The sequence below is a fragment of the Variovorax sp. J31P179 genome (assembly GCF_030316985.1).
GTDB classification, from domain to species: Bacteria; Pseudomonadota; Gammaproteobacteria; order Burkholderiales; family Burkholderiaceae_C; genus Variovorax; species Variovorax ginsengisoli_B.
In genome coordinates this window covers 71735-92728 of record NZ_JASZYL010000019.1, presented here as the reverse complement: position 1 = coordinate 92728, position 20994 = coordinate 71735, and the positions used below count along the sequence as shown (strand labels likewise).

24 protein-coding genes and 1 pseudogene are annotated in these 20994 nt (G+C 65.1%); 17 read left to right on the top strand and 8 right to left on the bottom strand.

Features of this window, described 5'->3' with window-relative positions; translation table 11 throughout:
- Positions 1-220: 220 nt before the first annotated feature.
- Entirely contained in the window at positions 221-1687 is a 1467-nt protein-coding gene (locus QTI17_RS31595) for an aminotransferase-like domain-containing protein (protein ID WP_286537837.1), read from the bottom strand.
- 364 nt (positions 1688-2051) lie between these two features.
- Between QTI17_RS31595 and QTI17_RS31590 the strand changes: the two genes are divergently transcribed.
- Complete coding sequence (locus QTI17_RS31590; protein WP_286537836.1) at positions 2052-2288, top strand: hypothetical protein; 237 nt, start codon at positions 2052-2054, stop codon at positions 2286-2288.
- Positions 2289-2909: 621 nt separating this feature from the next.
- Here QTI17_RS31590 and QTI17_RS31585 read toward each other — a convergent pair.
- The 3 genes and pseudogenes from QTI17_RS31585 to QTI17_RS31580 form a co-directional block, all read right to left on the bottom strand.
- Positions 2910-3284, bottom strand: a complete 375-nt coding sequence (locus QTI17_RS31585; protein ID WP_286537835.1) for a VOC family protein — start codon at positions 3282-3284, stop codon at positions 2910-2912.
- A pseudogene (locus tag QTI17_RS35160) lies at positions 3284-3361 on the bottom strand (BBE domain-containing protein); the annotation flags it as partial. The gene QTI17_RS31585 and the pseudogene QTI17_RS35160, both read right to left, overlap by 1 nt.
- Positions 3362-3394: 33 nt before the next feature.
- Positions 3395-3928, bottom strand: a complete 534-nt coding sequence (locus QTI17_RS31580; RefSeq protein WP_286537834.1) for a hypothetical protein — start codon at positions 3926-3928, stop codon at positions 3395-3397.
- Here QTI17_RS31580 and QTI17_RS31575 point away from each other — a divergent pair.
- The 11 genes from QTI17_RS31575 to QTI17_RS31525 all read left to right on the top strand — a co-directional run bounded on the left by QTI17_RS31575 (position 3927) and on the right by QTI17_RS31525 (position 14003).
- Positions 3927-4265 (top strand): hypothetical protein, encoded by a 339-nt coding sequence (locus QTI17_RS31575; RefSeq protein WP_286537833.1) that lies wholly within the window; start codon positions 3927-3929, stop codon positions 4263-4265. The genes QTI17_RS31580 and QTI17_RS31575 overlap by 2 nt on opposite strands.
- Positions 4266-4667: 402 nt before the next feature.
- Positions 4668-5804, top strand: a complete 1137-nt coding sequence (locus QTI17_RS31570; RefSeq protein ID WP_286537832.1) for an ABC transporter substrate-binding protein — start codon at positions 4668-4670, stop codon at positions 5802-5804.
- Positions 5805-5822: 18 nt separating this feature from the next.
- Complete coding sequence (locus QTI17_RS31565) at positions 5823-6695, top strand: branched-chain amino acid ABC transporter permease (protein WP_286537830.1); 873 nt, start codon at positions 5823-5825, stop codon at positions 6693-6695.
- A complete protein-coding gene (locus QTI17_RS31560) occupies positions 6692-7711 on the top strand; it encodes a branched-chain amino acid ABC transporter permease (protein ID WP_286537829.1) in 1020 nt (339 codons plus the stop codon). The genes QTI17_RS31565 and QTI17_RS31560 overlap by 4 nt, the downstream gene beginning before the upstream one ends.
- Positions 7708-8505, top strand: a complete 798-nt coding sequence (locus QTI17_RS31555) for an ABC transporter ATP-binding protein (RefSeq protein WP_286537827.1) — start codon at positions 7708-7710, stop codon at positions 8503-8505. The genes QTI17_RS31560 and QTI17_RS31555 overlap by 4 nt, the downstream gene beginning before the upstream one ends.
- On the top strand, positions 8502-9266 hold the full coding sequence (locus tag QTI17_RS31550) for an ABC transporter ATP-binding protein (protein ID WP_286537825.1): 765 nt from the start codon (positions 8502-8504) through the stop codon (positions 9264-9266). Before QTI17_RS31555 ends, QTI17_RS31550 begins: the two co-directional genes overlap by 4 nt.
- A gap of 156 nt (positions 9267-9422) precedes the next feature.
- Entirely contained in the window at positions 9423-10652 is a 1230-nt protein-coding gene (locus tag QTI17_RS31545) for an FAD-dependent monooxygenase (protein ID WP_286537824.1), read from the top strand.
- Positions 10653-10676: 24 nt separating this feature from the next.
- Positions 10677-11444 (top strand): maleate cis-trans isomerase family protein, encoded by a 768-nt coding sequence (locus QTI17_RS31540; RefSeq protein ID WP_503011150.1) that lies wholly within the window; start codon positions 10677-10679, stop codon positions 11442-11444.
- Positions 11441-12274: an alpha/beta fold hydrolase gene (locus QTI17_RS31535; protein ID WP_286537823.1), complete on the top strand. Its 834-nt coding sequence runs from the start codon at positions 11441-11443 to the stop codon at positions 12272-12274. Before QTI17_RS31540 ends, QTI17_RS31535 begins: the two co-directional genes overlap by 4 nt.
- Positions 12275-12319: 45 nt before the next feature.
- Complete coding sequence (locus QTI17_RS31530) at positions 12320-13384, top strand: 2,5-dihydroxypyridine 5,6-dioxygenase NicX family protein (protein WP_286537821.1); 1065 nt, start codon at positions 12320-12322, stop codon at positions 13382-13384.
- Positions 13377-14003, top strand: coding sequence for an isochorismatase family protein (locus QTI17_RS31525; protein ID WP_286537820.1), 627 nt, complete (start codon positions 13377-13379; stop codon positions 14001-14003). Before QTI17_RS31530 ends, QTI17_RS31525 begins: the two co-directional genes overlap by 8 nt.
- Positions 14004-14060: 57 nt before the next feature.
- Here QTI17_RS31525 and QTI17_RS31520 read toward each other — a convergent pair whose 3' ends face one another.
- Positions 14061-14738: a TetR family transcriptional regulator gene (locus QTI17_RS31520; protein ID WP_286537819.1), complete on the bottom strand. Its 678-nt coding sequence runs from the start codon at positions 14736-14738 to the stop codon at positions 14061-14063.
- 101 nt (positions 14739-14839) lie between these two features.
- Positions 14840-15211, bottom strand: a complete 372-nt coding sequence (locus QTI17_RS31515) for a hypothetical protein (protein WP_286537818.1) — start codon at positions 15209-15211, stop codon at positions 14840-14842.
- A 182-nt stretch (positions 15212-15393) separates the two neighbouring features.
- Between QTI17_RS31515 and QTI17_RS31510 the strand changes: the two genes are divergently transcribed.
- From QTI17_RS31510 to QTI17_RS31490, 5 genes are all read left to right on the top strand, one after another.
- Positions 15394-15942: a hypothetical protein gene (locus QTI17_RS31510; RefSeq protein ID WP_286537817.1), complete on the top strand. Its 549-nt coding sequence runs from the start codon at positions 15394-15396 to the stop codon at positions 15940-15942.
- Positions 15935-18388 (top strand): TOTE conflict system archaeo-eukaryotic primase domain-containing protein, encoded by a 2454-nt coding sequence (locus QTI17_RS31505; RefSeq protein ID WP_286537816.1) that lies wholly within the window; start codon positions 15935-15937, stop codon positions 18386-18388. Before QTI17_RS31510 ends, QTI17_RS31505 begins: the two co-directional genes overlap by 8 nt.
- Before the next feature lie 411 nt (positions 18389-18799).
- Entirely contained in the window at positions 18800-18934 is a 135-nt protein-coding gene (locus QTI17_RS31500; protein WP_286537815.1) for a hypothetical protein, read from the top strand.
- A complete protein-coding gene (locus QTI17_RS31495) occupies positions 18934-19236 on the top strand; it encodes an addiction module antidote protein (protein WP_286537814.1) in 303 nt (100 codons plus the stop codon). The genes QTI17_RS31500 and QTI17_RS31495 overlap by 1 nt, the downstream gene beginning before the upstream one ends.
- A 98-nt stretch (positions 19237-19334) precedes the next feature.
- Positions 19335-19655: a hypothetical protein gene (locus QTI17_RS31490; RefSeq protein ID WP_286537812.1), complete on the top strand. Its 321-nt coding sequence runs from the start codon at positions 19335-19337 to the stop codon at positions 19653-19655.
- Here QTI17_RS31490 and QTI17_RS31485 read toward each other — a convergent pair.
- Both QTI17_RS31485 and QTI17_RS31480 read right to left on the bottom strand, forming a co-directional pair.
- Positions 19637-20026 carry a hypothetical protein gene (locus QTI17_RS31485; RefSeq protein ID WP_286537811.1) on the bottom strand — a complete coding sequence of 130 codons (390 nt, stop codon included), beginning with the start codon at positions 20024-20026 and terminating at the stop codon, positions 19637-19639. The two genes, QTI17_RS31490 and QTI17_RS31485, sit on opposite strands and share 19 nt — an antisense overlap.
- Positions 20027-20262: 236 nt before the next feature.
- The gene (locus QTI17_RS31480) at positions 20263-20994 is read right to left on the bottom strand and encodes a site-specific integrase (protein ID WP_353506747.1); all 732 of its coding nucleotides are present in this window, start codon (positions 20992-20994) and stop codon (positions 20263-20265) included.

The window sequence follows — 20994 nt, the reverse complement described above, 5'->3', positions numbered from 1 at the left end:
CCCTCGAAGCGCGATAACGGCGACGGCAGCGAGCCTGAAACCCCGAAATCCTGCAACCGCCCACTTCAGGACGCCGGATGACTGCCGCGCGACTGGTACTTCAGCGGCCTGTTAGGCCTTCGTGCCATCTTGCGGCGAAGTGTCGACGACTGAATAGAAGCGGCGCGCGTGACGTTGAGAGTCAGTCGAAGGGGCGGACCTCGAACTGCATTGACGCCAACTAGGGTCTCGACGAAGCTTCTTCGAAGCTTGGCCCCGATTTTCCAGTTGTAGATTTAAGCTGCGCGTTAGCGAGATCTCCAAGACTCCTGATAGCCCCTTCCAAGCGCGGGTCGCCGAGACACCCGTAGTTAATGCGCAGATGCCGGGTGTATCGGCGGTCGGCTGAAAACAAATGGCCGGGTGCTACGCCTATGCCGAGCCGAAGAGCGTCCTTGTGCAGTGCGAGCGCGTCGACACCTTCTGGCAGCGCGAGCCACAGGAAATAGCCGCCCTCGGGGCGCGTGACCCGCGTTCCAGTCGGAAAATATCGATCGATAAGCCGCAAGCAGGCAGCCTGCTGGCGGCTGAACGAATGCCGCAGGGCGCGCAGGTGACGATCGAAACTCTTGTGTTGCAGGTACTCCTGTAAGGCCAGTTGCGAGGGAAGTGCCGTTGCCAGCGAACTCATCAACTTGTTCCGACCCAAGGTAGCTGCGAAGCGACCGCCCGCTACCCATCCGATGCGATATCCGGGTGCCAGGGATTTCGAGAAAGAACTGCAGTGCAGCACCCAGCCGGCCCGGTCCCAGGCCTTGGCCGGTGGCGGTCTTCGAGGCCCATGCGCGAGCTCGCCGTACACGTCGTCTTCGATCAACGGTATGGCGCGAGTGGCGAGCATGTTGACCAGTTGCTCTTTGGCTGCGTCGCTCATGGTGCAGCCCATTGGGTTCTGGAAGGTCGGCATGAACCAGCAGGCCTTCACCGGATGCTGGTCGATCACGCGAGCAAGAGAGCCGAGATCCACGCCTGTTCGCGGGTGGGTCTCAACCTCGACCGCGCGAAGACCGCGCCGCTCTAGTGCCTGCAACGCAGCATAAAAGGTTGGGGTTTCGATCGCCACGACGTCGCCTGGCTGCGTCACCGATTCGAGCGCAAGATTGAGGGCTTCCATCGCCCCGCTGGTGATGACCAGCTCTGACGCAGGAACATCCATCCCGACGCTGCCGTAACGGAGGGAGATCTGATGTCGCAAAAGGGCGTTTCCTGGTGACAAATCTTCGATGGTCTGCCAGGGATCCATCCGCTTGAGCGCTCGCGTCAGGCCGGTGGCAAGTTGCTCTAAGGGGAACAGCTCTGGCGATGGAAAAGCCGAGCCGAGCGGGACCATGTCGCGCTCGCGAGCCTGTGCGAGGACCTGAAAGACTAGCGACGAGACGTCGACCGACATGGACCCGAGGACGGGTTCGCTGGCGGCGAGTTCGTTGGACGGCACTTCCGCGCGCGCTCGGACGAAGTATCCCGACCTCTGCCGCGCTTCGACAAGCCCTTGCGCCTCCAGCAGGTAGTAAGCAGAGAACACAGTGGACGCACTGATGCCCATCTGCGACTTCAGTTCGCGCACGGAAGGAAGGCGATCGTTCGCCTTTAGGCTACCCGCGCGAATGCGCTGAGCGATGTTGTCGGCAAGCTTCTCGTAGCGGTTCATGGGCATCTCCCTCTGATACGGTCGTGCTGGACCGCTCCCAACATTTTGGTATCAGATGTCGGCGTACCCCGGAGCGACTACCGGCCTCCTTGCATCTGATACGAAAATTTTCAGGGGATCTGGTTCTGTACGTATCAGCTTGGAAGATGAACACTCGACACACGACGAGAGTGCTTCGGTGGTGCCGTCGGACTGCTCCGCCTTCCGACCGATGTCTTGCGTGCATTCGACGCGCCTTGCGGACGCCCATTCAGCTCACCGCAACCGTTTCGTTAGATTGTTTTTCCGTTTCTTTATCGGTCTATTGAGCTACTTGCCGCAATGGGGCATTTCGTCGTCTGTCACCATTAATATCCTTTAGATCATGAATTCAATCCCTATCTCTTTTGTTATTTTCAAGGTTCTCGTGCTCAGCGTGGGCATGTATTTGGCCGTCAAGTGGCATTACGATCGGGGACAGAAGGAAAAGCATCAAAAAACAGCTGCAGTGGTACTGACATCTATTAAGGTGGGCGCGGCGTTCGTCGCTTCTGCGTTCCTCATGCTGTTCCTCACGTTTGAATTTTGCATTTGGATGGGTCTGGACCTGGCCATGCGGTGATTGGAAGTTTTCGGTCGATAGCCCGGATACAGTGCGACTAGCGGCACGACCCTCTCCACGACGGCGCGGTATTTGGCTGGCATGCCGACGTGCGAGGCACAAGCTCGCCGACGGTAAAGTTCTCGCCCAGAATTCATGTCAAGTGATCTCCCGACTGCATCTTCTCTGCTCTGCGCCAAATGAAGGACGCGGACAGCCGGGAGTGACACCGAGGCGCATGTTCGGATGACGCTTGGGACGTTACTGCGAAAGCGTGCGCTCTGCGTCAAGTCCGCGTGAGAGCGGCTCTGGGCCCCATAACAACGCGGTAGACGAAGGGCTGGTTTTGGCCGGCCGGGACTGCCTGTTCGCCGAACTCGCCGAGAGCCGCCCTTGGCCAACACGCGATCGTGCGAAGGTCAGCTGCCAAGCGCGGCTGCGAACGGTACTCGCCGCCACAAGCAGCCGTCCGCTTATTAAAATCGTCGCCGCGAACGGAGGATCAGTTCGCAGTGACGCCCTTTCACGACGGATTTCGATCGACTCATCCATCAGATCTGCCGCCGGGAGCCAAGGGGGCGCGCAGCGACTTGGCGCCGATCGTAATCGCACCTCAGCTCGAACTCGCCGCTCAAGATTTGCTCAGCGGCTCCCGCCCAGCGGCGTCGCAAAGCTCAACTCGTGACCATCGGGGTCCGTGATGTGGAAGTAACGCTCGCCCCAGGTCGCATCGCACGGCGCGTCATCCGGGCGCAATCCGGCCGCAAGCGCGTCGCGATACAGCGCATCGACATCCGATACATAGAAGATCATCCGTCCCCACCACGACCAATTCCGCTCGCTGCCTTGCGCGATCAGATTCAGGCATGCGTTGCCGGCACTGAGGCTGCTGAACCCGGCGGCATCGCCCCCGTAGCGCAGCGGAAAACCCAGTGCCTGGTGGAAGCGAAGCGCCCGTGCCATGTCGTGCGTCGCCAGCGTTACTGCGCTGATGGCGGTGATCGTCACGGGCGGCATCAGACGGTCGGCCGGATGTTCTGGTTGACGCCGAACAGGTTGGTGGGGTCGTACTTGTTCTTCAACTCGACGAGGCGTCGAAGTTCTCGCCGTAGGTCTCGCGCACGCGGTCACCTTCTTCCTGCGTCAGGAAGCTCACGTACACGCTGCCGGTTGCGAACGGCGCGGTGGCCTTCCACAAGCTGCGCGCCCAGGCGATGCAGGCCTCGTCCCTGCCGGGATCGCACCAGCGGCCATGCACGTTCATCACGTACTTTTCCGTCGCGGTGGTTGTATGCCGTGGCGCCGCGCGGCACCCTGGCAACCGCGCCGCCCAGCTGCGCGAGGGCGATCTCGGTCTGCGGGTCGGGAATGCGCCGCGCATGGTCCACCAGCACGTCGACGAGGCCGTCGCCGAGCGCGGTGAAATCGTGCGACTTCCAGTAGTTGCGGGCACCGGGGGTCAGCAGCGGGTCGAGCACGGTCTGCCATGCGGTGTAGAGCATGGGCGAAATGATGTCTGCGATGGGGTGGCCGAACTCGCGCAACGGCTTCGCAACGCGTTCGCCCTCGGCCAGGTCGCCGTGATAGCAGACGGCCAGCGCCAGAATTTCCTTTCCGTGCCACTGGGGCGGCAGGAACGGCAGCGGAGGTGCCTGCCGCATGACGAACCAGCAGACGAATTCGTCGGGTGCCTTCTCGACGAACTCGCGCGGTGGAGAGCACGTCCGGGGCCGCGTCGAGCGGATGCACGATGAGTCCGGCCAGCACCATCGGGCCGACGGGATGCAGCTTGAACTCGAACGAGGTCACCACGCCGAAGTTGCCGCCGCCACCGCGGATTCCCCAGAACAGATCGGCGTTCTCCTTCTCGCTGGCGCGCAAGAGCTGGCCTTCGGCGGTGACCACGTCGGCCGAGATCAGGCTGTCGATGCTCAGGCCGAGGTGCCGGCTCAGCCAAGGTCGCGCACCGCAGCTTCGTTGGTCGCCAGCGCGTCGTAGAAGGCCATCTCGTCGGGGTTTCAGCCCAGCTCCTGCCCCGCAGTTCCGCGATAGTCGGCTTACAACCAAAAGACGCGACAAGGGCAGAGCGCGTTGAAAACTCAAATATCCGACAAGGTTGCGTGTGTTGGCGCTCGCGCTGGACGTGACGGACGCCGCGCGCGGTTGAGACTACGTGGATTGCATGGCCTGCGACCAGGTGCACTTTCGGCGCGCGGGGGCGCCCCGTACGCACCTGCCCGGTGCACCCCAGCTGGCACGCCGCTTGCTAACTGGTTGATCAATTAATTTATTGGGGTAAGCCCGGGTGGAGAGCGGTTGCTAAGGTCCTAGACTTGCCGCATGAATTAATTGGTTGTTTAATTAGTGCGCGCCGTGGCGTCACCTCTTCTGGAGCAAAGCATGTCCTTTTCTTGGAAACCCATCGCCGCAGCGGTCGCGCTGCCCGTCCTGTGCCTGACCGCCGCGGCGCAGGACACCGTCAAGATCGGTGTCATCCAGCCGCTGACCGGCTCGGTCGCCTACAACGGACAGGCCTTCGTCGCCGGTGCCAAGCTGGCGGTCGAGCGCCGCAACGCGGCGGGCGGCGTCGGCGGCAAGAAGATTGAGCTCGTGATCGAGGACGGCCAGTGCCGGCCTGCCAACTCGGTCAATGCCGCCGAGAAGCTCATCCAGCGCGACAAGGTCGTGGCCGTGGCCGGCGCCTTCTGCAGCTCGGCCACCGCGGCCGTGATGCCGGTGGCCGAAAAGTACAAGGTGCCGCTGCTCACGGGCGTGTCGTCCAAGGCCGACCTCACCGACAAGGGCATGCAGTACTTCTTCCGCTCGGCCGAGACCGACCGGCTCATGTCGAAGACCTTCAGCAAGATCCTGGCGGAGAAGCTGCAGCTCAAGACAGTCGCCTACATCGGCGTCAATGACGATTGGGGCCGTGGCGGCGTCGAGGACTTCTCGAAGGACATGGCCGAGCAGGGCGTCAAGACCGTGATGAAGGAATATTTCGACCACGGCGCGACCGACTTCTACACGCTACTGACCAAGCTGCGCGCCGCCAAGCTCGACGGCGTCTTCGTCGCGGCCGAGACGCAGGACGGATCGATCCTCGTCAAGCAGTTCAAGGAATTCGGCCTCAGCACCAAGATCTTCGGCGTCGGCTCCTGGGCCACCGCCGACTTCATCGGCCTGACCGGAGCTGCCTCCGAAGGCATCTACGCGGCCGTTCCCTATGCGTCGAGCATGCCCGGTGAGCGCAACAAGGCGTTCGTCGACCAGTACGCCGCCGCCTACAAGGAAAAGCCCGGCAAGTACGGCGCCGCCGGCTTCAACGCCCTGAACATCCTGATGGAAGCCGCGGCCCGCGCCGGCAAGGCCGAGCCCGAGGCCATTCGCGACGCCTTGCGCAAGACCGACTACCAGGCACCCAACGGCCGCTATCGCTTCACCGACAAGGGCGAAGGCTATGGCTTCGACGTGGTGCTGGTCCAGATCACCGGCAAGGAGCCGAAGGTCGTGGCCGAATCGCCGACCGAGAAGCCCTGAGCACCGGCGCGCGACACTATGGATCTGCTGCTGCAATACCTGGCCAACGGACTCGTGACGGGTTCGTTCTACGCGCTCTCGGCGCTCGGCCTGACCCTCATCCTCGGACTGATGCGGGTCGTCAACTTCGCGCACGGCGAGCTCTACATGCTGGGCGGCGTGATGGGCTGGTGGGCCACCACCCGGCTGGGCCTGGACTTCTTCTCGGGCCTGCTGCTGGTGGCGGTCGCAATGGGCGCCTTCGGCTGGCTGGTGGACCGCTTCCTGATCGAGCGCATCCGGCACCAGGGCGAGGAGGCCGGCATCCTGCTGACCATCGGCCTGTCGATCTTCCTCGCCAACACGGCGTTGCTTGCGGTGGGCACCGCGCCGCTCAAGGTCGAGGCACCGATCGCGTCCTCGCCGGCCTTTCTCGGCCCGATCGTGCTGACCAAGCTGCGCCTGTTCGCGGTGGCCGTCTGTGCGCTGATGATCCTGGCGGCCTGGCTCACGATCCACAAGACGCGCCTGGGCCGCGCGATGCGCGCCACCTTCCAGGATCCGACGGCCGCACGCCTGGTCGGCATTCGCACCGCAAACGTCTACGCCTCGACCTTTGCGATGGGCACGGTGATCGCATCGATGGCCGGGATGCTGCTGGGCTCGATCTACTCGGCCCAGGTCTCGGTCGGCGGCCTGGTGAGCATGAAGGCCTTCGTGGTCGTGATCCTCGGCGGCATGGGCAGCTTCGCAGGGGCCATCGCGGGCGGGCTGCTGCTGGGCGTGGCCGAGGCCCTGTGGGGCGGCTACGTCGCCACTGGCTGGGTCGACATCATCGGCTTCGCGCTCGTGATCCTGACCCTGGTCTCCCGGCCCTACGGCCTGTTTGCCAAGAACGCGGAGCGCGCATGAAATTCGAACGCAACGGCCTCTTCGGCTTTCTCGCGCTGGCCGCGCTGGTGCCCTTCGTGGTACACGACCAGTACGTGCTGCACATTGCGATCATGGTGCTCTTCTACGCGGTGCTCGCCACCTCGCTGAACCTCGTGGTCGGCTACGTCGGCGAGTTCTCGCTCGGCCACACGGCCTTCCTGGGCACGGGCGCCTACGCGGCGGCCATCCTGTCGACCCGCTACGGCTGGCCGATGTGGCTCACGATCCCGGTCGCGGGCCTGCTTGCGGCCGCGGTCGGCGGGCTGATCGGCGCCATCACGCTGCGCCTGCAGGGACCCTTTTTCGTGATCGTCACGCTGTCCTTCGCCGAGGTGCTGCGCCTCGTGGCCGACAACTGGATCGGCCTCACGAACGGACCCATGGGCATCGCGGGTGTGCCGCAACCCGGCCTGCTGGCCAATGCCGGCAACCTCGCGAGCAAGCAGTTCTACTACGCGCTCGCCTGGGGCCTGCTTGCCATCGGGCTCTACCTCTCATACCGCTTTGTGCATTCGAACGCGGGGCGGGCGGCGGTGGCGATCCGCGAGAACCGCTACGTCGCGCAGTCGATCGGCGTGCGGCCGCTGACCTACTCGATGCTGGCGCTGGTGCTCGGCGCCTTCCTCTCGGGCATGGCCGGCGGCTTCTATGCCCACTACATCTCCTTCGTCGGCCCCGAGATGTTCCGCTTCGCCTTCATGGTCAGCATGATCATCATGGTGCTCATCGGCGGCAAGGGCACGCTCGTGGGGCCGCTGATCGGCGCGCTGCTCGTGACCTTCCTCGAGGAATACCTGCGCGAGGCCAAGGAGCTGCGCCTGTCGATCTTCGGCCTCGCCGTGATCGCGATCGTGCTGTTCCTGCCGCAGGGGCTCATGGGATTCGCGGGCCGCAGCCGCGAGCGCCGCCATCCTGCCGCGCCCGCGGTGCCCCTTGCGCCTGCAGCGGCACCCGCCGCCGGCGCCGTGCCGACCGGCACCGGGAGGACCGCATGAGCGCGACCCTTTCCATGCAGGCAGCGGCCACCCTTGAGGTGCGTGGGCTGAGCAAGTCCTTCGGCGGCAACCACGCGGTCAAGGACATCAGCTTCGATGTGCGGCCCGGCGAGATCGTCGGCCTGATCGGTCCCAACGGTGCCGGCAAGACGACCTGCTTCAACCTGATTACGGGTTTCTACACGCCCACCGCGGGCCACGTGCGCTATGGCGGCGCCGACGTCACGGGCGAGAAGCCCTTTCGCATGGCGCGCCGCGGCATCGTGCGCAGCTTCCAGAAGACCAACATCCTCAAGTCGCTCACCGTGTTCGAGAACGTGCTCACGGGGCACTACCTCGAGGCGCGCCAATCGCTCTGGCGGACCTTCCTCCCGGGACGCCGCGTGCGCGATGCGGAGGCCAGCGTGCGCGAGAGCGCGGCCCGTATCGTCGAGACCCTGGGCCTCGCGCACCGCATGGACACGCCGGCCTCGGTCCTGTCCTGCGGCGAGCTGCGCCTGCTCGAGGTGGCCCTGGCGCTGGCTGCCAAGCCGCGCGTGCTGATGCTCGACGAGCCGGCCGCGGGCCTCAACAGCCGCGAGGCCCGCGCCTTCGGCGACATCCTTCGGACACTGCCCGGCCGCCTGGTGCAGTCCGTCCTCATCGTGGAGCACAACATGGGATTGGTGATGGCGGTCTCGGACCGCGTGGTGGTAATGCATTTCGGGGAGAAGCTCGCCGAGGGCACGCCCGCGGAGGTCCAGGGCGATCCGCGCGTCGTCGAGGCCTATCTGGGCCGGGAGGCGCCGGTATGAGCCCGGTACTGGAACGACCCGCCGCGGCAGGTGCGCCTGCCGCGGCCCCCGAAGCCCTGCTGGAACTGCGCGACCTGCACGTGAGCTACGGCAAGACGGCCGCGCTGCATGGCGTCGACCTCGCGATCACGCCGGGCGAGGTGGTGGCACTGATCGGTGCCAACGGCGCCGGCAAGAGCACGACCTTGCGCGCCATCTCAGGGCTGCTCAGGCCCACGCGCGGCGACATCCTCTACAAGGGCCACTCGATCGGCGGCATGGCGGCCGACCGCATCGTGGGGGAGGGCATCGCCCAGTCGCCCGAGGAGCGTCACGTCTGGCCCGCGATGTCGGTGTACGAGAACCTGGCGCTGGGCGCCTACCTGTGCAAGTCGAAGGCCGGTGTCGAGGAACGGGTCGGCAAGGTGTACCAGCGCTTCCCGCGGCTCAAGGAACGCCACAAGCAGTTGGCTGGCACGCTGAGCGGGGGCGAGCAGCAGATGCTCGCCATCGGCCGGGCGCTGATGTCGGAGCCGACGCTACTGCTGCTCGACGAGCCCAGCCTGGGCCTGAGTCCGCGCATGGCGCAGGAGGTGTTCGACTTCGTGCGCGAGATCCATGCGCACGGCGTCACCGTGCTGCTGGTCGAGCAGAACGTGCACCACGCGCTCTCGGTGGCGCAGCGTGCCTACGTCTACGAGACCGGTCGCATCGTGGCCGAGCGCCCCGCGGGCGAACTGCTGCGCGACACGGCGCTGCTCAACGCCTACCTGGGCGGATGAGGCTGACCGGCGGCAGGCCGTGGCCGTGGGCTTCTGTCCGCTGGCCAGCGGACAGCCGGCCAGCCGGGCGGGACGACCGGGCCCGCCGTTCAAACGCTTATTTAATTGAACGACTAATTTATTTAACGCCGGCGCAACCGGCACGAAAGGAATGACATGAGCAAGACCCTCAAGATCGGGATCGTCGGCGCCGGCATCGGTGGCGTCGCACTGGCGCGCGCCTTGCGCCTGCGCGGCATCGATGCCCATCTTTTCGAACGTGCGAGCGCCTTCGGCGAAATCGGCGCGGGCGTGCAGATCACTCCGAACGCCGCCAAGGTGCTCGGCGCCTTGGGCCTGGCCGAGGCGCTGGACCGCGTCGGCTTCCTGCCCGAGGCGATGGTGGGGCGCAACTGGGACACCGCGCGCGAGCTGTTTCGCACGCCGCTCAAGGAAGTCTGCCCGCGCCTGTTCGGCGCCGACTTCTATCACGTGCACCGTGCCGACGTGCACGCGATCCTGTGCGCCGACATCCCCGCGGACCGGGTGCGCTTCAACGTGCAGTGCGTGGGCGTGGAGCGCACCGCGTCCGGCGCCACGGCGCGTTTCTCGGACGGCACGACTTTCGAGGCCGACCTGATCGTCGGCGCCGACGGCATCCACTCGGTCGTGCGCGAGGCGCTCTGGGGCCGTTCCAATGCGAGCTTCACGGGCCACATCTGCTGGCGCGCGCTGGTGCCGGTCGACGTGCATCCGCTGCCCTTCGTGAGCCCCGATGCCTCGTTCTGGATGGGGCCCAAGGCCCATGTCGTGACCTACTACGTCAAGGGCGGCGCCGCGGTGAACATCGTGGCGGTCAACGAGAGCGCGGATTGGGTCGCCGAATCGTGGACCGAGCCGAGCACGCGCGAGGAACTGCTCGCGGCCTACCAGGGCTGGCATCCGGACATTGTCTCGCTGTTCGAGCGGGTCGACTCGTCGCAGACCTTCAAGTGGGGCCTGTTCGACCGCGATCCGATGGCCCAGTGGTCGCAAGGCCGGGTGACGCTGCTGGGCGATGCGGCGCATCCCATGCTGCCCTTCCTGTCGCAGGGCGCGGCCATGGCGATCGAGGATGGCTACGTGCTTGCGGCCGCGCTCGCGCATCACGGCAGCGACGTCCAGGCGGCCTTGCGCGCCTATGAAGCCGAACGCCGCCCCCGCACCGCGCGTGTGCAGCTCGAGGCGCGCGAGCGTGGCCGCACCTACCACTTGTCGACACCCGAGGAACAGCGTCAGCGCGACCTCGAGATGCAGCGACAGCAGGCGCACAACCCCAACGCGGTCGGCATCAAGGCCGAGTGGGTCTACGAATACGACGCGACGCGCTGCACCGAGCGCTTCGACGCAGAAGCGGCCCTGGCCTGAACTCGGGGCGCACACACCATGAACATGAAGACAAGTTTCCGCATCGGACAGATCGTCCCCAGTTCCAACACTACGATGGAGACCGAGATCCCGGCCATGCTGCGGCTGCGCGAGCAGATCCGTCCCGAGCGCTTCACTTTCCACTCGGCGCGCATGCGCATGAAGCACGTGAACAAGGAGGAACTCGCGGCCATGGATGCCGAGTCGGACCGCTGCGCGCTGGAGCTCAGCGATGCCCGGGTCGACGTGCTGGGCTACGCCTGCCTGGTCGCGATCATGGCGATGGGCCGCGGCTACCACCGCCAGTCACAGGAGCGCCTGGGCGCCGCGACCGCGAACAACAACGGCAAGGCGCCCGTGGTCAGCAGCGCCGGCGCGCTGGTCGAGGGGCTTCGCGTGATCGGCGCCAGGCGCATCGCGCTGGTAGCGCCGTACATGGTGCCGCTCACCAGACTTGTGATCGACTACATCGAGCACGAAGGCTTCGAGGTGGTGCACTGGCGTGCGCTGGAGATCGCCGACAACCTCGAGGTCGGCCGCCACGACCCGGCGCGCCTCCCGGGCATCGTCGCCGCGATGCCGACCGACGAGGTCGATGCGATCGTGCTGTCGGCCTGCGTGCAGATGCCGTCGCTGCCCGCCATCGCGCAGGTCGAGGCCGCCACCGGCAAGCCCGTCGTCACGGCCGCGGCGGCCACGGTCTACGCGATGCTGCGCGCACTGGGCCTGGACCCCGTCGTGCCCGGTGCCGGTGCGCTGCTCTCGGGTGCCTATCCGGGAGCCAAGGCATGAGCGCATCGACTCACTTCCTTTATGGCGCGCACTTGCAGGCCAACGGCATCCGCCAGCATTACCTGCGCTACGGCGGCACGGAAGGCGGACGCGGCGAGCGGGATGCCGTGATCCTGCTTCCCGGCATCACCAGTCCCGCCGTGACCTGGGGCTTCGTCGCCGAGCGCTTCAGTCGTCATTTCGACACCTACGTGCTCGACGTGCGCGGGCGAGGGCTCAGCGAAGCCTCCGACACGCTGGACTACAGCCTCGATGCCCAGGCCGCGGACCTGATCGCCTTCGCTGGCGCGCTCGGCCTGCGCCGCTACGCCTTCGTGGGTCATTCAATGGGCGGGCGCATCGGCATTCGCGCAGCGGCGCAGCAGCCCGCCGGATTGACACGGTTGGTGGCGGTCGATCCGCCAGTGTCCGGCCCCGGCCGCCGACCCTATCCGGCGCAGCTGCCGTGGTACGTCGACTCGATCCGCATGGCCCGGCGCGGCATCACACTCGAGGAGATGCGCGGATTCTGCCCGACCTGGAGCGAGGAACAGCTGCGGCTGCGCGCGCAGTGGCTCCACACCTGCGACGAGCGCGCCATCGTGACGAGCTTCGAGGCCTTCCAGACCGACGATATCCACGCGGACGTGGCGCGCCTGCGCGTCCCCACGCTGCTGCTGACGGCCGAACGCGGCGACGTGGTGCGGCCTTCGGACGTCGAGGAACTGCGCGCGCTCGCCCCCGAGCTGCAGGCGCACCGGGTGGCCGGCGCCGGCCACATGATTCCCTGGGACAACGAGCCCGGCTTCTACGCCGGCTTCGGCAGCTTCCTCGGCCAGGCCTTGAGCTGATGCCCTCCACACCCATGAACCATTCCACCTGCCAAGGAGCCGACCATGGCCGTCAGTGACACCGATCTCATCCGCGCCTGGACACGGGTGCTCGAGCTTTCCAGGCTGAAGGCCGGCGACGCCGTCACGGTCCTCACCAGCGACCACACCCACGCACAGACCCTGCGTTGCGCGATCACGGCCGCCGGCATGCTGGGCGCGCGCGTGAGCCGCCTCGACCTGCCGCCGGTCAACGGCGACAAGGCGCTGAGCCGCGACCCGCTGGCCTACCTCGGCACCACGCCACTCACGAACAATCCGCCCGCGATCGCCGCGCTCAAGGCATCCGACCTGGTGCTCGACCTGATGACCCTGCTGTTCTCGCCCGAGCAGCACGAGATCCTGCAGGGGGGCACCAAGATCCTGCTGGCGGTCGAGCCGCCCGAGGTGCTGCTGCGCATGGTACCCACCGCCGCCGACCGCACACGCGTGATGGCCGGCGTGGCCCTGCTCAAGGCGGGCCGCAAGTTGCACGTGCGCTCGCCGGCCGGCACCGACCTGCACTGCCCCTACGGCGAGTACCCGATCACGGCCGAATACGGCTTCGTCGATGAGCCGGGCCGGTGGGATCACTGGCCCAGCGGCTTCGCCTTCACCTGGCCGAACGAGGGCCAGGCCCATGGCCGCATCGTGCTCGACAAGGGCGACGTGCTGCTGCCGATGAAGTCCTACGTGGGCGAGCCCATCGCGCTCATCGTGCAGGAAGGGTTCGTGACGCGCATCGAAGGCGGTCAGGAAGCCGAGATGCTGCGCGAATACATCGAGTCCTTCGAGGATCCGGAGGCCTATGCCATCTCGCACATCGGATGGGGTCTGCAAAAGCGTGCGTACTGGTCGACCCTCGGCCTCTACGACCGCGAAGGCACGATTGGCATGGATGCGCGCGCGGTCAGCGGCAACTTCCTCTTCTCGCTCGGTCCGAACAACGAGGCCGGCGGCGACCGCACCACGGCCTGCCACATTGACATCCCGATGCGCCGCTGCACGGTGTCGGTCGACGGCCTCGAAGTGGTGCGCGACGGCCGCGTGGTCGAGGAACGCATGGCGCCCGCGGAGGCCGGCCATGCATGAGGCTTCGGACACCGCGGTCTATGGGCGGCAGGGCTTCGGCGCATCGATGCAGCTACGCCCGCCCTTCGGGCTGCTGGTCGTGGACTTCGTTGAAGGATTCGCAGACCCGGCCGTGTTCGGCGGCGGCAACATCGCGCAGGCCATCGCGCGCACCGCGCAGCTGCTGGAGCTGGCCCGCGTGCAGCAGTGGCCGGTGGCGCACAGCCGCATCGTCTATGCCGACGACGACGGCGACGCGAATATCTTCTCCGAGAAGGTGCCCGGCATGCTGGGTCTCAAGGAGCATTCGCAGGCCAGCGCCATCGTGCCGCTTCTCGCCCCACGCGCGGGCGAACTGGTGGTGCGCAAGAACGTGCCCTCGGCCTTCTTCGGCACCTCGCTGGCGCCCTGGCTCACCCGGCGCGGCGTGCGGACGCTCGTGGTCGCGGGCTGCGTCACCAGTGGATGCGTGCGCGCCAGCGTGGTCGACGCGATGTGCTGGGGCCTCGCACCCTTGGTGGTCAGCGACTGCGTCGGCGACCGGGCGCTGGGACCGCACGAAGCCAGCCTCTTCGACATGGCCCAGAAATACGCCGAGGTGTTACCCCTCGACGCCCTGCGAATCAAGCTCGATCTTTAGGCGACCTGCTTCGCGAGGGCCCGCGCCGGTGCCGGCGCGACCCTCGCGCCTCGCCGTTCAGCGGGCCTCGAAGCCACCGACGACGAAGCGCGTCACCTGGTCGATCAGCGACTCGGCGTCAGCCGGATCGTAGACCCCCGAAGGCGCCATCTCCTCCATGCGGTGCGTGTCCGAGAAGGCATAGAGGTAGGTGCCGATCATCATCGTGACTCTCCAATAGGCGTCGAGTTCGCCGAGCTTCGGCAGCGCGGCACGCAAGGCCTCGACGTACAGCCGCGTCGAGTCGCCATAGGCTTGCGTGCGCAGGTCATAGGAGATCTCGGGCGGCTCGGTGTGCAGGCGGGCCTGCAACCGCAAGAAGGCACGGCCCTGCGGTGAATTGCGCAGCGACACTGTCGGCAGCAGGAAGGCGCGGACGATTTCCTTCGCGTCGGCCTTGCCGCGCTGCTGCAAGGCCTCGAGACGCTCGATCCGCTCTTCGGAGATCGGCGCGCTACGGCGCAGGAAGACCTGCTCGAACAAACCGAATTTCGAGCCGAAGTAGTAGCTTATCAAAGCCTGTGTGACCTTGGCCTTCTCGGCCACCTCGCGCAGCGAAGTGCCCGCGTAGCCGAGGGTTGAGAAGACGTCTTCTGCGGCATCGAGGATCTCGGCACGGACTTCGCTTGTCCCTTCCGGGCGGCCCGGCCCGCGGGGCTTGACGTGGCGCTTGTTCTGAGTTGTTTTCACAGCCATGGCAGGTCGAACTAATTGGTCGTTCAATTAAAACATAGGTGACGCTTGCCTGGATCCACACCGGGCCTGGCTTGCCGCATTGCGGCTGCGGAGGCCGATGCTCATGCCTCAGATCTCCTGCTGCGATCTTGAGATGCGTGGGCCGCCGACCTTGCCTGCCTCGCAACTCGTGGTCCGATGGGCGTCCTCGAAAGCTGCAGCGTCATGCGCTCGGCGCACACCGACAGGCTCGAGGCAGCGAGTGTCTGTCCCGAAGCGCCGGGCAGGGTCTGTCTACCGCGGCCATAGGGAGCATGCTCCGCGACGGCAATGAGTTGTTCGGCCTGGGTCGGCAGCAAGGGGAGGGCAATCGGACCGACACCGTTCACCTCCAATCGGGGAAGCAGCAGTTCGGTTGTGCCCACGGCGTAGAAGTCCCCGGGTGTTCGGACCGTGCTCAGCAGCGCGGCCAGTTCGTGAGCGATGGAAGACATGTCGTACTCTCTCAGGACTCAGCATCGGCGAATAGGTGCCGCCAGGGTAATGGTACAAACACTCCTCGCACAAAATGCCATGCAGCTGCTCGTTCGCCTTCCCGCGAAAGCTTGTCACCTGATCCAGAACGAGACGCCACAATACGCTGAAACGTACTCCTCCTCGCAAAACGAGCCCTCACATGGCGACGAAGAAAGCGAATCCATCGTGGACTGACGTCAAGGCAAAGCTGGCCGACTTCGACCGTTCCGGCCTGCTCGCCCTGGTGCAAGACCTCTACGCCGCCAGCAAAGATACACAGGACTTTGTGCACACCCGATTGGGCCTCGGCGAGGATGTGCTCAAGCCCTACAAAGCCACCATCGATCGCTGGCTCTGGCCCGACGTGTTCAAGAAACAGGACAGTTCGGTGGCGAAGGCCAAGAAGGCCATCGCGGACTACAGGAAGGCGCAGGGCACCCCCGAAGGACTGGCGGAACTGCTGGTCTTCTATTGTGAGCAGGCATCTGGCTTCAGTCGCGACGTCGGGCTGCAGGACGAAGGCTACTTCGGCGCCCTGGTGCGGATGTTCAGCGAGGCTCTGAAGGCCATTTCCGGATTGCCGCAGGCGCAACGCCCGGCACTGTGGACGCGCATGGATGCGGTTCGCCACGCCAGTCACGACATCGGCTACGGTGTCGGTGAAGACATGGACAGCCTGCTCGCACAGCATGGGGGCAACGATGAATGAGCGCGCTGCGTTCGCAGCCTTGCACGCGGAGAACGTTCGACTGGTTGCGTTGCTGGAATCGCACGGAATCGAATGGCGCCCACCATCATCGCCCGCGCCGACAGACACGGCCCGAGCCCCCGAGTCCCGAACGGAATCCGAGCCGTCACGCCTGTCCACGGCGGAGAAGGTGGCGCTGTTCCGGCGGCTGTTCCGTGGCCGCACGGATGTCTATCCGGTCCGCTGGGAGGCCAAGACCTCAGGCAAATCGGGGTACGCGCCCGCCTGCGGCAACGAGTGGCAGGCCGGTGTCTGCGAAAAGCCGCGCATCAAATGCACCGACTGCAGCCACCGTCGGCTGATCCCCATGTCCGATGCGGTGATCTATGACCATCTGGCCGGTCAGCACACCGTGGGGATCTACCCGCTGCTACAGGACGATACCTGCTACTTTCTGGCTGTGGATTTCGACGAGGCCGACTGGCAGGAAGACGCCCGAGCGTTCATGCAGGCCTGCAGCGAGTTGGGCGTGCCAGCGGCGCTGGAGATTTCACGCTCTGGCCGGGGCGCGCATGCCTGGATCTTCTTTGCGGGGCGGATCTCAGCTCGGGATGCCCGGTGCCTGGGGACGGCCGTCATCAGCCACACCTGCGCACGAACCCGGCAGCTCAAACTGGCGTCCTACGACCGCCTCTTTCCCAATCAGGACACGATGCCAAAAGGCGGTTTCGGCAACCTGATTGCCCTACCGCTGCAAAAGCATCCGCGTGAGAATGGCTGTAGCGTCTTCGTCGATGCCGATCTGCGTCCGCACCGCGACCAGTGGGCGTTCCTCGCGTCCATTCAGCTCATGGAGCCGGACGACGTCGAGCCGACCATCCTCCGTGCCACTGGCGGCATTCACCCCCTTGACGTGACTTTCATCGACGACGAAGACTTGGCCACGCCATGGAAGCGCGAAGCCACCACATCAACCAAGCTGGCGGGCACGATGCCCGAGGCGTTGACCGTGACGCTGTCCAACCTGATCTATTTTGAGAAGAGTGAGCTGCCCCAAGCGCTCGCCAATCGCCTGATCCGGCTGGCGGCCTTTCAGAACCCCGAGTTCTACAAGGCCCAGGCCATGCGGATGTCTGTGTGGGGCAAGCCGCGCGTCATCGGGCAAGCCGAGAACTACCCGCAGCACATCGCGTTGCCGCGCGGCTGCCTCGACGCCGCCCTGGCACTGCTGAAGGACAACGGTATTCGCCGCGACGTGCGGGACGCTCGGTGTCGCGGGGAGTTCATCGATGTTAACTTCATCGGCACCTTGCGGGATGACCAGGAAATGGCTGCATCGGCCATGCTACGTCACGATGCGGGCGTGCTGTGCGCGCCGACCGCGTTCGGCAAGACGGTCATGGCAGCCGCCCTCATCGCCAGACGCGGGGTGAACACCCTGGTACTCGTGCATCGAACGGAACTGCTCAAGCAATGGCAAGAGCGGCTGCAAGCCTTTCTAGGCGCAGGCAAGGGCTTGGTCGGCACCATTGGTGGCGGAAAATCCAACCCCACCGGCAGGATCGACATCGCCGTGATGCAGTCACTGTCCCGTCAAGGTGAGGTCAATTCGCTTGTCGAGACCTACGGACATGTCATCGTCGACGAATGTCACCATGTGGGCGCCGCGTCGTTCGATGCCATACTCAAAAGGACCAAGGCGAAGTTCGTGCTGGGGCTGACCGCTACGCCGATTCGCCGTGATGGCCAGCAGCCGATCATCTTCTTGCAGTGCGGTCCCATCCGGCACAGGGCGGCGAGACCGGCGAGCGCACCGCACGAACTCGAGGTTCTGCCGAGATCACGGCTTTCCCGCATCGATCTACCCACCACAGCGGGCATTCAGGACGTGTTCCGGCACCTTGCCAATGACCTGCTCCGGACGCAAGCCATCGCCGCCGAGGTCATGAGTGCCTTCCAGCAAGGCCGCAAGATCCTGGTGCTGACCGAGCGCACGGAGCACCTCGAGGCCATCCTCACCTCACTGGCAGCTCAGCGACCACCGCCCTTCGTATTGCACGGTCGAATGTCAAAGAAGCAGCGTATCGCCATCATCGCAGAGATTGACGCACTACCGCCGCAGGCGCCGCGCATCCTGCTGGCCACCGGGAAACTCGTGGGAGAAGGTTTCGATCATCCGCCGCTGGATACCTTGGTGCTGGCAATGCCGATTTCCTGGAAGGGCACGCTGCAACAGTATGCGGGCCGCTTGCACCGGGAACACGCAAGCAAGACCGATGTCCGGATCATCGACTTCGTCGATACCGGGCACCCGGCATTGCTGCGGATGTGGGACAAGCGTCAGCGAGGCTATCGCGCGATGGGGTATCGAATGGCCCTCGAGGCGAGCAGTGGTGATTCGCCAGACGACCTTGGAAAGCCCGTTTCCGCAATTGGGTATCCGATGCAGACGGAACTCATCACATGAGCCAGATCGACCATTGAGTCCAACGCTGCGACGCGAGAGATGGCAGGTTGATCTCCAAGCACCACCAGTGTCACCCGGAGCGCTTGTGCGCCAGGCGCACCAAAGCATCGACCCATTGAACGAACAGCGCATTCGTCATCACGAAGGAGCCCACGGTGCCCCTGTGCTGGAAGACCCGAAGGGGCTACAGAACTTGTCGACGTCAACATTCGGAAGTTCTGCAAAGGACACAATTGTGTTTATTAACCTGCGAAGCAGGCCCGAGGCACTCGCGCATGAGCGGGGAGGGCAGCGGGGGGTTTTGATCCGAGCCGGGTTTGACGCGCTCGCCGACCGGGAAAAAGCCGCACGGCAGGGAAGGAGCGAGGAGGGGTATAAGAGGGCTCCTGCGAGGGTGCCCGAGAGCCGGCGATGCTGAAGCACAAGGGCCTGACAGTCGGCCCCTTGGTTCTGCTTCTGTTGGCCGGGAGCAGCAAAGCGGATCAAAAGGCAGCCATTGCCCAGGCAGCCGCGTATTTGAAGGACTGGAAGGAAAAGAACGCATGATGTCAACGAGCAAGAAACCTGCTGGCCGTCATCTGGATGAGGTCGTGGGGGAATTTCTTCAAACCGCCGATGCGCGGGCTGCCTATGTGGAGGCGGTGCTTGCAGACGGCGATGTGGCAACTCTGCGAGCAGCGCTGCGCGATGTGGCGCGTGCACAGGGAATGGCGGACGTAGCACGCCGCGCAGGAGTGGGCGAAAAGTCGCTCTTCCGTGCCCTGGGCGATGCGGGCAACCCACGCCTAGATACGCTGTACAAAGTGCTGGCTGCCACGGGCATGCGTCTCCACGTCACTGCAGCGTGACCCCATCGGAGCTTGGTTTCGACAGGACTCCACGCAACTGCTGCATGCGCGGTTCACCGACTGTCCGAAGCTCGCGCACACTGCGATCATTGGCACCCATGCAACTGCTGGCTGCCCCCGTCGATCGAGCGAGCTTGCCCGACGACGTCGAGGTGCTCAAGGACATGCTGTTGGAGGTCGCGCAGGCCTTCCATGCGCTGCGCTCCCAGGCGAACCAGCAGATGAGCTCGCTGGCCACGCAGCTGGCCGAGTTCAGCGCCGGGTTTGGTGGTCGCAGTGAGGCACTTGCGGTGCTGCAACCCGAGCTCTGGCAAGACGCCGTCGAGCTGCCGGTGCCGCCCGAGCAACACGACGAGGTCAAAGGACCGGCCCCAACATGCTGCATCACTGCTCGGGCTTCCTATTCCTCAACGACGTAGATTGCCTTGCCCGAGACCAACTCGTCGCGGGCAAGCGAAGGCTGGAGGAGGAAGAAACTGGAACCGCCGAACCGAAAGCCTCCGAGCCGGTTGAGCAAGATGCCATTTGCTCCGATTTTTGCTGCCTCCGTCTTGGCATTGAATACGGCCGTTTCCAGCCACGCCTGAGTGTCCATGTAGTCATACGCCGCATCCGAACAAATGAGTGCGATATCCGTGTACTTCTTCGGTGGCGAGGTGTACAGCCTGACCTGCTCAGACGTGGTTGGAGTGCGAGGGGTTCCAACAAGTACGGATGTTTCGTGAGTGACCCCGCATGCGGCCAACACGAAAGGGGGGAACACACAAACAACGGCGCGGATCAAGTTCATGGTCGCTCCTGGCTGTGCAGATCGGGCGATTCTGCGCTTGCGAGCGGCTTGCGCATACTCCAAGGAAGCGGGCGAGCGGGTGAGACCGGCGCACAGCAATTTTCCGCCACCTTCGGCGCCCGTGTGGTTCGCTTGATGGCGCGGGGCTTGTCCGCGGGCCGGCCCTTGCCGCTGCTAACCTAAGCCCTCGAGGGCCCCATCTCGGGCCAGGGCCATGGTTCGCACCCGAGATGAGTTCAACTCTCGACTGGGCCACGCTTCCCCGAATCCATCATCCGAGCCACCGCGCTCACCTGAGCGGCGCCCGCCCGAAAATACCCCGCCACGGTGTCCGTGCTCCGATGCCCCGTCATCGCCATCGTTTCCTGCAGCGGCATGTTTTGTCTTCCAGCCTCTGTGACGAACCCCGAGCGCAACGAATGCGCCGAGAAATCCTCTCCCACCCCTGCGAGCGCACACCGCGCCTTCACGATGTCCCGCACCGCCGTCCCGGAGAGCCCGTCGGTGCCGAGCTTCCCGTTCTTGAGGATGCGCCGGAAGAGCGGCCCCGAGCTGATGCCGCTTGCCTTGAGCCAGGCGTCCAGTGCCACGGCGGCCGACCCCACCACCGGCTTCACGTCCTCCGGGCGGATCTTCCCGTTGTGGTTCGTCTTCGAGCTCGCCAGCGTGTACAGATAGGCGCCTTCATCCCCGCGGTGCAGGTTCTCGAATACAGCCTCTGAGACTTCCGAGCGCCGGCGCCCGCCCGACGCCCAAGCGAAGAGGAGCAGGGCGCGATCGCGCTTGCCCTTGAGCGAGTCGTCGCAGGACTCCAAAACTGCCGCCAGCGGCTCCTTGGTCAGCGCACGCTGCTTGTGGGGAAGCCGGCTTCCACCAGCGCCTGGTCGACATGCCGTTAGCGCAATTGTTCGCCGCGACGAAGACACGTCACCACCTCTGCACTTGATCAGGAGGGGGAAGAGGCCCAA

Bases quoted from the DNA above. Each gene is read 5' to 3' on its own strand.
- QTI17_RS31590 (WP_286537836.1), top strand. From the start codon at position 2,052: ATGAATTCAATCCCTATCTCTTTTGTTATTTTCAAGGTTCTCGTGCTC.
- QTI17_RS31580 (WP_286537834.1), bottom strand. From the start codon at position 3,928: ATGCGGCAGGCACCTCCGCTGCCGTTCCTGCCGCCCCAGTGGCACGGA.
- QTI17_RS31595 (WP_286537837.1), bottom strand. From the start codon at position 1,687: ATGAACCGCTACGAGAAGCTTGCCGACAACATCGCTCAGCGCATTCGC.
- QTI17_RS31550 (WP_286537825.1), top strand. From the start codon at position 8,502: ATGAGCCCGGTACTGGAACGACCCGCCGCGGCAGGTGCGCCTGCCGCG.
- QTI17_RS31505 (WP_286537816.1), top strand. From the start codon at position 15,935: ATGAATGAGCGCGCTGCGTTCGCAGCCTTGCACGCGGAGAACGTTCGA.
- QTI17_RS31495 (WP_286537814.1), top strand. From the start codon at position 18,934: ATGTCAACGAGCAAGAAACCTGCTGGCCGTCATCTGGATGAGGTCGTG.
- QTI17_RS31575 (WP_286537833.1), top strand. From the start codon at position 3,927: ATGACGAACCAGCAGACGAATTCGTCGGGTGCCTTCTCGACGAACTCG.
- QTI17_RS31500 (WP_286537815.1), top strand. From the start codon at position 18,800: ATGCTGAAGCACAAGGGCCTGACAGTCGGCCCCTTGGTTCTGCTTCTG.
- QTI17_RS31560 (WP_286537829.1), top strand. From the start codon at position 6,692: ATGAAATTCGAACGCAACGGCCTCTTCGGCTTTCTCGCGCTGGCCGCG.
- QTI17_RS31570 (WP_286537832.1), top strand. From the start codon at position 4,668: ATGTCCTTTTCTTGGAAACCCATCGCCGCAGCGGTCGCGCTGCCCGTC.
- QTI17_RS31535 (WP_286537823.1), top strand. From the start codon at position 11,441: ATGAGCGCATCGACTCACTTCCTTTATGGCGCGCACTTGCAGGCCAAC.
- QTI17_RS31530 (WP_286537821.1), top strand. From the start codon at position 12,320: ATGGCCGTCAGTGACACCGATCTCATCCGCGCCTGGACACGGGTGCTC.
- QTI17_RS31490 (WP_286537812.1), top strand. From the start codon at position 19,335: ATGCAACTGCTGGCTGCCCCCGTCGATCGAGCGAGCTTGCCCGACGAC.
- QTI17_RS31545 (WP_286537824.1), top strand. From the start codon at position 9,423: ATGAGCAAGACCCTCAAGATCGGGATCGTCGGCGCCGGCATCGGTGGC.
- QTI17_RS31520 (WP_286537819.1), bottom strand. From the start codon at position 14,738: ATGGCTGTGAAAACAACTCAGAACAAGCGCCACGTCAAGCCCCGCGGG.
- QTI17_RS31485 (WP_286537811.1), bottom strand. From the start codon at position 20,026: ATGAACTTGATCCGCGCCGTTGTTTGTGTGTTCCCCCCTTTCGTGTTG.
- QTI17_RS31510 (WP_286537817.1), top strand. From the start codon at position 15,394: ATGGCGACGAAGAAAGCGAATCCATCGTGGACTGACGTCAAGGCAAAG.
- QTI17_RS31515 (WP_286537818.1), bottom strand. From the start codon at position 15,211: ATGTCTTCCATCGCTCACGAACTGGCCGCGCTGCTGAGCACGGTCCGA.
- QTI17_RS31555 (WP_286537827.1), top strand. From the start codon at position 7,708: ATGAGCGCGACCCTTTCCATGCAGGCAGCGGCCACCCTTGAGGTGCGT.
- QTI17_RS31540 (WP_503011150.1), top strand. From the start codon at position 10,677: ATGAAGACAAGTTTCCGCATCGGACAGATCGTCCCCAGTTCCAACACT.
- QTI17_RS31585 (WP_286537835.1), bottom strand. From the start codon at position 3,284: ATGCCGCCCGTGACGATCACCGCCATCAGCGCAGTAACGCTGGCGACG.
- QTI17_RS31565 (WP_286537830.1), top strand. From the start codon at position 5,823: ATGGATCTGCTGCTGCAATACCTGGCCAACGGACTCGTGACGGGTTCG.
- QTI17_RS31525 (WP_286537820.1), top strand. From the start codon at position 13,377: ATGCATGAGGCTTCGGACACCGCGGTCTATGGGCGGCAGGGCTTCGGC.